6 protein-coding genes and 1 pseudogene are annotated in these 6,624 nt (G+C 70.9%); 4 read left to right on the top strand and 3 right to left on the bottom strand.

The genetic code is table 11. The features are described 5' to 3' along the window. The 3 genes and pseudogenes from ACWCO3_RS29490 to ACWCO3_RS29480 all read left to right on the top strand — a co-directional run. A pseudogene (locus ACWCO3_RS29490) lies at nt 1-95 on the top strand (hypothetical protein); the annotation flags it as partial. Nucleotides 96-177: 82 nt separating this feature from the next. After that, entirely contained in the window at nt 178-1,167 is a 990-nt protein-coding gene (locus ACWCO3_RS29485) for a serine hydrolase (RefSeq protein WP_145785909.1), read from the top strand. After that, complete coding sequence (locus ACWCO3_RS29480) at nt 1,167-2,129, top strand: serine hydrolase (protein WP_145785908.1); 963 nt, start codon at nt 1,167-1,169, stop codon at nt 2,127-2,129. Before ACWCO3_RS29485 ends, ACWCO3_RS29480 begins: the two co-directional genes overlap by 1 nt. Nucleotides 2,130-2,217: 88 nt before the next feature. Here ACWCO3_RS29480 and ACWCO3_RS29475 read toward each other — a convergent pair whose 3' ends face one another. From ACWCO3_RS29475 to ACWCO3_RS29465, 3 genes are read right to left on the bottom strand one after another with little or no spacing between them, the layout of a single operon-like run. Next, nucleotides 2,218-3,069 carry a menaquinone biosynthetic enzyme MqnA/MqnD family protein gene (locus ACWCO3_RS29475; protein WP_354876425.1) on the bottom strand — a complete coding sequence of 284 codons (852 nt, stop codon included), beginning with the start codon at nt 3,067-3,069 and terminating at the stop codon, nt 2,218-2,220. Beyond that, nucleotides 3,021-4,388, bottom strand: a complete 1,368-nt coding sequence (locus ACWCO3_RS29470; RefSeq protein WP_450013151.1) for an MFS transporter — start codon at nt 4,386-4,388, stop codon at nt 3,021-3,023. Before ACWCO3_RS29470 ends, ACWCO3_RS29475 begins: the two co-directional genes overlap by 49 nt. 42 nt (nt 4,389-4,430) lie before the next feature. After that, nucleotides 4,431-5,015 (bottom strand): ArsR/SmtB family transcription factor, encoded by a 585-nt coding sequence (locus tag ACWCO3_RS29465; RefSeq protein WP_145785905.1) that lies wholly within the window; start codon nt 5,013-5,015, stop codon nt 4,431-4,433. Between the two features lie 194 nt (nt 5,016-5,209). On the opposite strand from ACWCO3_RS29465, the gene ACWCO3_RS29460 reads away from it, so the two are divergent. After that, on the top strand, nt 5,210-6,460 hold the full coding sequence (locus tag ACWCO3_RS29460; RefSeq protein ID WP_450013149.1) for a DUF222 domain-containing protein: 1,251 nt from the start codon (nt 5,210-5,212) through the stop codon (nt 6,458-6,460). Nucleotides 6,461-6,624 lie beyond the last annotated feature (164 nt).

The raw sequence follows: 6,624 nt of genomic DNA, 5'->3' as shown, positions 1-6,624 counted from the left end.
ACGCCGAGGGCCGCCTGGTCCTCGCCGACGCGTTGGCGTACGCGGTGCAGCAGCTCAAGCCGGACCTGCTGCTCGACCTCGCCACGCTCACCGGCCACCTCCCCCGGCCTCGGTGATCAGCCGATCCCCAGACAACAGCCGGTCCCCCCGGCCCTGACACCTGGAGCTCACCCACTCATGCGATCTCGCGTGACCATGGTGCTCGCCATAACGGCGGTCCTGCTCGGCGGCGTCCTCCTGGTCCCCGCCGCGTACGCCCGGCTCTCCGACGGCGACAGCAGCGGAGGCGGAGGCGGCGCCGCCTCGACCGTCGCTGCGCCCGCGCCCGCCCCACCGCCGCCGCCCACGCTGGCGGCCGGCCCGGTGTCGGTGAGCTTCAAGGGCGAATTCTTCTCGTGGGCGCTGCTCGACCGGAAGACCGGCAAGATCTCCGGATCGTCGAACATGAGCGCGACCAGCTCCACCGAATCGATGATCAAGGCGTGGATCGTCTCCGACTACCTGCGCCAGCTCAAGGACCGGGAGCCGCCGGCCGCGCTGAAGCAGGCGGCCAGCCTCGCCATCATCGACAGCAACGACGGCGCGGCCAACAAGGTCCACGCCGCGGCGGGCGGATCGTACAAACCGTCGAAGAGCAGCACCCCGGACCCCGTGATCCAGCGAGCGATCAAGATCTGCGGCCTGACCGACACCAAGCGCGGCAACGTCGAGCCCTACACCGGCTACTGGAGCTACACCCGGATGTCGCCGCGCGACGCTGTCCGGCTCGGCGACTGCATTGCCGACGGCAAGGCCGCCGGCCCGAAGTGGACCACGTGGGTGCTGGATCAGATGAGCAAGGTCCGCGGCACCACCGCCAAGAAGGACCAGCAGCCCAGCTACGGCGGTGGCCGCTGGGGGATCATCGACGGCCTACCCAAGTCGATCACCGCACAGGGCCCGGTCAGCATCAAGAACGGTTGGACGCCGATCAACGGCGACGGAAACTGGCACGTCAACTGCCTGGCCGTCAACGACAAGTGGAGCCTCGCGGTGATGCTGCGTTACCCGATCAGGAGCGGTCTGGACTACGGGGCGAAGGTCTGCGCGAGCGTGGCCACCCAGTTGGTCACCCCGCAGCCCGGTGCCGCGCTCAAGGTGCCGCAGCAGCCTGTCGGGAAGCTCTGATGGCCGGCAATCGTCGGTCCGGTCGGCGCCAGGGCGCTGACGCGTCCCCGCTTCGGCTGGTCGCGATCGCGGTCATCCTGATCGGGTTGGTACTGGTCTCCCTGCGGCTGCTGCCCGGGTCGCCGTTCGAGTCCGCCGCCGCCGCCAAGTGGGGCGACGCCGGCACGTCGACCAGCGACCGGTCCACGGGTTCGGCCACCGACCGCAGCGCCCGCCAGCCGGCCCCACCGTCACCGAGCCCCAGCCCCTCGCTGGAGCCGCTGCCGTTCGTGGCCAAGAACCTCGACCTGGACATCCAGGGTTGGTATTCCTGGAGCGTGCTGGACCGGCGGACCGGGCAGATCATCGGTTCCAAGAACATGGGCGAGACCAGCACGACCGCCTCGTTGATCAAGTCTTGGATCGTCGCCGACTACCTACGACGGACAGCCGACGCCGGGCAGACGCCGAGCGACGCGAAGCTCGCCGACGCGACACGGATCATCCGCGACAGCGACAACACCAGGGCCGAGCAGTTCTACAACCAGGTCGGCCGGGACGCCTCGATCAAGCGATTGATCTCCATGTGCAAGCTGACCGACAGCAGCGTCGCCCCCGACAAGGGCTGGTCCCGGACGGCACTCTCCCCCCGGGACACCGCCCGACTGGGCAACTGCATCGCCACCGGCACCGCCGCCGGGCCGAAGTGGACCAAGTGGCTGCTCAACGAGATGAAGCTGGTGCGCGGCGCCGGTGACTTCGGCATCCGCAAGGCCTTCCCGGCCGCCGAGCAGAAGCAGATCGCCATCAAGAACGGGTGGATCGACCGGACCAAGGAGCAGGAGATGCACATCAACTGCCTGGCCATCGGCGACACCTGGACGATGGGCGTGATGGTCAGGTACCCGATCGACCTGGGCTACGACTACGGCATGAAGAACTGCGAGAAGATCACCGAGGCGTTGCTGCGCCCCGGCGTCTGAGCCGCGCTTCCCGTCGCGCCGCCCGACCAGACTGCTGGTCGGGCGGTTCGCGTCCCGGTCCCTCGCGCCCGCGGCCCCGGCTTGTCGGTCAGCCGGCGAAGAACTCCGGGCCGCCGTCCGGTAGCGCCGGGGCCTCGCCGATCGCGGTGGCCCGCCGGGCCCACTCGCGCAGGCCGGCGACCTGGCGTTCACCGAGGGAGAAGTCCAGGGCCCGGAAGTACGTGGCCAGCGTCGCCGCGTCGAACGTCTCCCAGCGGGCCGCCGCTTCGGCGACCTGGTCCAACTCGGCCAGGCAGAGGTCCCGCGAACGCAGGAACGCCTCGTGCACCTCCTTGACCATGCCCGGGTGGGCGGCGGCGAAGTCGCGGCGGACCGCCCAGACCGCGAAGACCATCGGCAGCCCGGTCCAGTCGCGCCACGCCTGCCCGAGGTCGGTGACGGTGAGGCCCCGCTGCGGCGCCTCGTAGTACGCCCGCAGCGCCACGTCCCCGATCAGCACTGCGGCGTCGGCCTCCAGCAGCATCTGGGTCAGGTCCGGCGGGCAGCGGAAGTAGTCGGGTCGGACGCCGTACTGCTCGGCGAGCAGCAGCTGCGCCGTCATCACCCCGGTCCGCGAGGTCGAGCCGAGCGCCACCCGGGCACCGTCCAGCTCGCCCAGGGGTCGGGTGGAGACCATGTTGACCGAGAGCACCGGCCCGTCACTGCCCACCGCAAGATCCGGCAGGAGCAGCAGCTCGTCGGCGTGCTTCAGGTACTCCAGCAGCGTGATCGGGCCGATGTCGAGGTCACCGGCGACCAGTGCCGCGCTCAGCCGGTCCGGCGAATCCTTGTGCAGGTCGACGTCGAGCAGGGCACCGGAGCGCATCAGACCCCAGTAGATCGGCAGGCAGTTCAGGAACTGGATGTGCCCGACCCGCGGGCGTGCGATGCGCTCAGCCATGACCCGACCGTATCCCCGGCCTCGGGTTCCGGCTCGGCGGGCCGGCTCGGAGTGGCCAACCCCGCACTGCGGTGTCGGCCGTCGGCCTCGCCCGACGACGGCCGGCGTACCGCGCGGGCGACGACCGGCACGAAGGCCACCACCACCAGGAGACCGGCCAGGCCCGCTCCGGCGATCAGTGGACGGGGCGAAACAGCCGTGAGCAGCACACCGCCGACCAGATAGCCGGCCATCGAGCCGCCCTGCACCGCAGCGCCGTAGCTGGCGTACGCCCGACCGCGCATCGCCTCCGGCACCTGGCGGGTGATGAGTAGGTTGGCGAAGACGTTCTCGCCGCCGTTCGCCGCGCCGGCCACCAGCCAGAGCGGCACCAGCAGGCCAGCCGTGGGCACCCCTGCGGCGAGCAGCACCAGCAGGCTGCACACGGCCAGGCTCGCCAACACCCCACGGATGAGGGCCGCGTCGTCGTCGAACCGGCGGGCGAGTCGGGCGGCGAGCCAGCTACCGGGCAGCATGCCGGCCATCCAGGCCGCGCCCACCAGGCCGTAGGTGGTCGCCGAACCGTCCAGCGTCTCCCGGATGAAGAAGACCTCGATCACGTTGATGCCGCCGATCGCAGCGATCACCACCGCGGTGCTCACCACCATGACCAGCATCAGCGGATCACGGCGCAGCCGCCAGCCCAGGTCCGTACCCCGGTGGTCTTCTCCGCGCGCGGACCCCGGCGCTGCGGCGGCGGGTTGGCGGCCGCCACGCCGGGTCTTTAGCAGCAGGCCCGCGACCACCAGCGCCAGGTAGGTCACGGCATCGAGAAGCAGGGGTACGCGAGTGCCGAACTGCCCCACCAGCAGGCCGGCCAGCACCGGCCCGCCGAGCGCGCCGATGGAGACGGCGTTCTGACTGATCGCACTGGCCCGTGGCAGGTCAGCGGGGCGGACCATCGCCGGCAACAGCGCAGCCAGGCAGGGCTGGGTCACCGCGAGCCCGCAGGCGAGCAGCGCGACGAGGCCCACGACCACTATCGGGTGCTCGGCGACGGCGAGCAGCGTGCAGATCACCGCCTGCGCCAGGCCGACGGTCACCAACAGCGCCCGGCTATCCACCCGGTCGACGAGCCGACCGGTGAGCGGGGCGAGCACCACCAGAGGCAGTGTGGCCGCGAGCAGGAGCCCCGAGACGGCAAGTCCTCCCGCACCGGCACCCTGCAACGCCAACGCGAGCGCGGTGGCGGCGAGGAAGTCTCCGCAGATCGTGGCGCCCCGTGCGGTAGCGGCGAGCCAGACGTCCGGCCAGCGCGACGAACCACTTGTGAAGGACATATTTCGAAAATAATCCTTCACAACTGGAACGCGCAAGGGGTGTTACGCCAGCGGCACCGTCCGGTACTGCACAGCGACCGAACGCGCCCCCGGCGGCGGGTCGGCCTGACGCCGCCGCGCCTGGTACGGCCGAAGCAGCGCCATGACCGCGTCGTTCAACCCGCTCAACTCCTCGGCGGTCAGCAGCAGCAACGTGTCGGTGAACAGCGCCGTGTCGTACCACTCCGCCGGCTCGTCCCCGGCGCGCCGCAACCAGTCCCGGGTCCGCTCCATGCCCCGGACCGCATGCGCCTCCACCAGCGCCTGCTCCGCCGCACGCGCCTCAGGCCCGGCATCACGACCGGCCTCCACCAACACACTCGAACTCGACACCCGCCACAGCCGTTCGCGCGCATCCCCACGGCTCGGCGCCTGCTCGACCAGACCGAACTTCGCCAACGCCCGCAGGTGATAACTGGTAGCGCTCGGCGACAGCCCGACGATCTCGGCGCACTCGGTGGCAGTCCCGCCGCTCTCGCGGCTGTTCAGGTACTCCATGATCGCGATCCGGGCCGGATGCGCCATCGCCCGCATCACCTGCGGGTCACTGATCGTCATCCGACGCGAATCGGGGCGGGCTTCGGTCATGACCCCATGATCCCGGCCGGCCTCCCGACCCGCCAACATCCCCGCTTCGACCAACCTCGGCCCCTTCGGCTGGCGCCCAGCTTCGCCAGAGGCCTGGGCTGCGTGCGCGGCGCGGACGGCGGACGGACAATGCATTAGCCCGGCATTGATCAACACGGATCGAAAGTGTCGTACGTACGTTCTATTCTGTTGTCATGTTGAGGGCGTTGGCGCAGGCAGGAGATGCCGTCGACGACTGCGCCCAAGCGTCACTGTGGGCGCTCTCCGACAGCGAGTTGGTCGCGTCTCTCGACGCGGCGCATGTGTTGGTCCAGCGGCTTGCCGCCGTCCAGCTCGGCCTGGTGCGTGAATTGGACAGCCGTGGCCTGGCAACCGCCCAGGGCGCCTCGTCCACCGCCATCTGGCTGCGGGAGCGACTCCGCCTCACCAGCCGTTCCGCCCGCCAGCTGGTCCAGCTCGCCAGCACCATCGACGCCGCGCCACCGGCGGTGCGTGACGCGATGTTCAGCGGCGCGATGTCCGTCGAGCAGGGCCGGGTGGTGGCAGAAACCATCGCCACCCTTCCGCTGGAGGCCGGCCCGGAGGTGGCGGACAAGGCCACTCAACTGCTGGTCGACTGGGCCGACCGCTTCGATCCGACCGTCCTGAGCCGGCTCGGGGAGCGCGTCCTCACGCATGTCGCACCGGACCTGGCCGACCAGGCTGAGCTGGCCGCCCTCAAGCGGGCCGCCGAGCGCGCCGAGGCCCGCCGGCACGTCACGCTCTCCGAACAGCAGAACGGGGAGGTACGCCTCAGCGGCAACCTCGACACCGAAACGGCGAGCCTGCTGCGGGAGGCGATCGATCCGCTCTGCGCTCCGGCCGGTGAGCACGACGACCGCAGCCCCGGTCAGCGGCGAGCCGACGCACTGGGCGAGGTCTGCCGGCTCGCGCTACGCACCGGCGAGCTGCCTGACAACGGTGGCGACCGGCCGCAGCTCGTGGTGACCGTCTCGTTGGACGAGTTGGTCAACGGCGTACGCGCCGGCACCCTGGAGACCGGAGAACCTCTCACCCCCGGCGCGATCCGGCGTCTCGCCTGTGACGCGGGCGTGCTGCCCGCGGTGCTGGGCGGCAACAGTCAGGTCCTGGACGTCGGACGCCAGCGTCGGCTCTTCAACGGCCCGTTGCGCCGCGCGCTGGTGCTGCGCGACGGCGGTTGCGCCTTCCCTGGCTGTGATCGGCCGTCCCGGTGGTGCGATGGTCACCACGTGCGGCACTGGGCCGACGGTGGCGAGACAGCACTGGGCAACGCTGTGCTGCTCTGCGGCTACCACCACCGGCTGGTTCATCGCGGAGACTGGACGATCCGCATGGCACCAGACGGCCGACCTGACTTCCTCCCGCCCAGCTGGCTCGACCCGCTGCGCACGCCACGACGCAACGTCTACCACCGGCGCTGCTGATACCGGCAAACATGCCACCGGGCACCGGGCACCGGGCACCGGGCACCGGGCACCGGGCACCGGGCACCGGGCACCGGGCACCGGGCACCGGGCACCGGGCACCGGGCACACTCCCCGATCCCCGACCCCCGACACCACCAGCACACCGGCGCGCCCATACCCCG

The sequence above is a fragment of the Micromonospora sp. NPDC002411 genome (assembly GCF_053592955.1).
Note: the sequence above shows the minus strand (reverse complement) of the source record. Positions and strands in the feature narration are given on the sequence as shown.

What these genes read in the sequence shown, in the direction of transcription:
- ACWCO3_RS29485 (WP_145785909.1), top strand. Translation starts at nt 178, where the DNA reads ATGCGATCTCGCGTGACCATGGTGCTCGCCATAACGGCGGTCCTGCTC.
- ACWCO3_RS29480 (WP_145785908.1), top strand. Translation starts at nt 1,167, where the DNA reads ATGGCCGGCAATCGTCGGTCCGGTCGGCGCCAGGGCGCTGACGCGTCC.
- ACWCO3_RS29475 (WP_354876425.1), bottom strand. Translation starts at nt 3,069, where the DNA reads ATGGCTGAGCGCATCGCACGCCCGCGGGTCGGGCACATCCAGTTCCTG.
- ACWCO3_RS29470 (WP_450013151.1), bottom strand. Translation starts at nt 4,388, where the DNA reads ATGTCCTTCACAAGTGGTTCGTCGCGCTGGCCGGACGTCTGGCTCGCC.
- ACWCO3_RS29465 (WP_145785905.1), bottom strand. Translation starts at nt 5,015, where the DNA reads ATGACCGAAGCCCGCCCCGATTCGCGTCGGATGACGATCAGTGACCCG.
- ACWCO3_RS29460 (WP_450013149.1), top strand. Translation starts at nt 5,210, where the DNA reads ATGTTGAGGGCGTTGGCGCAGGCAGGAGATGCCGTCGACGACTGCGCC.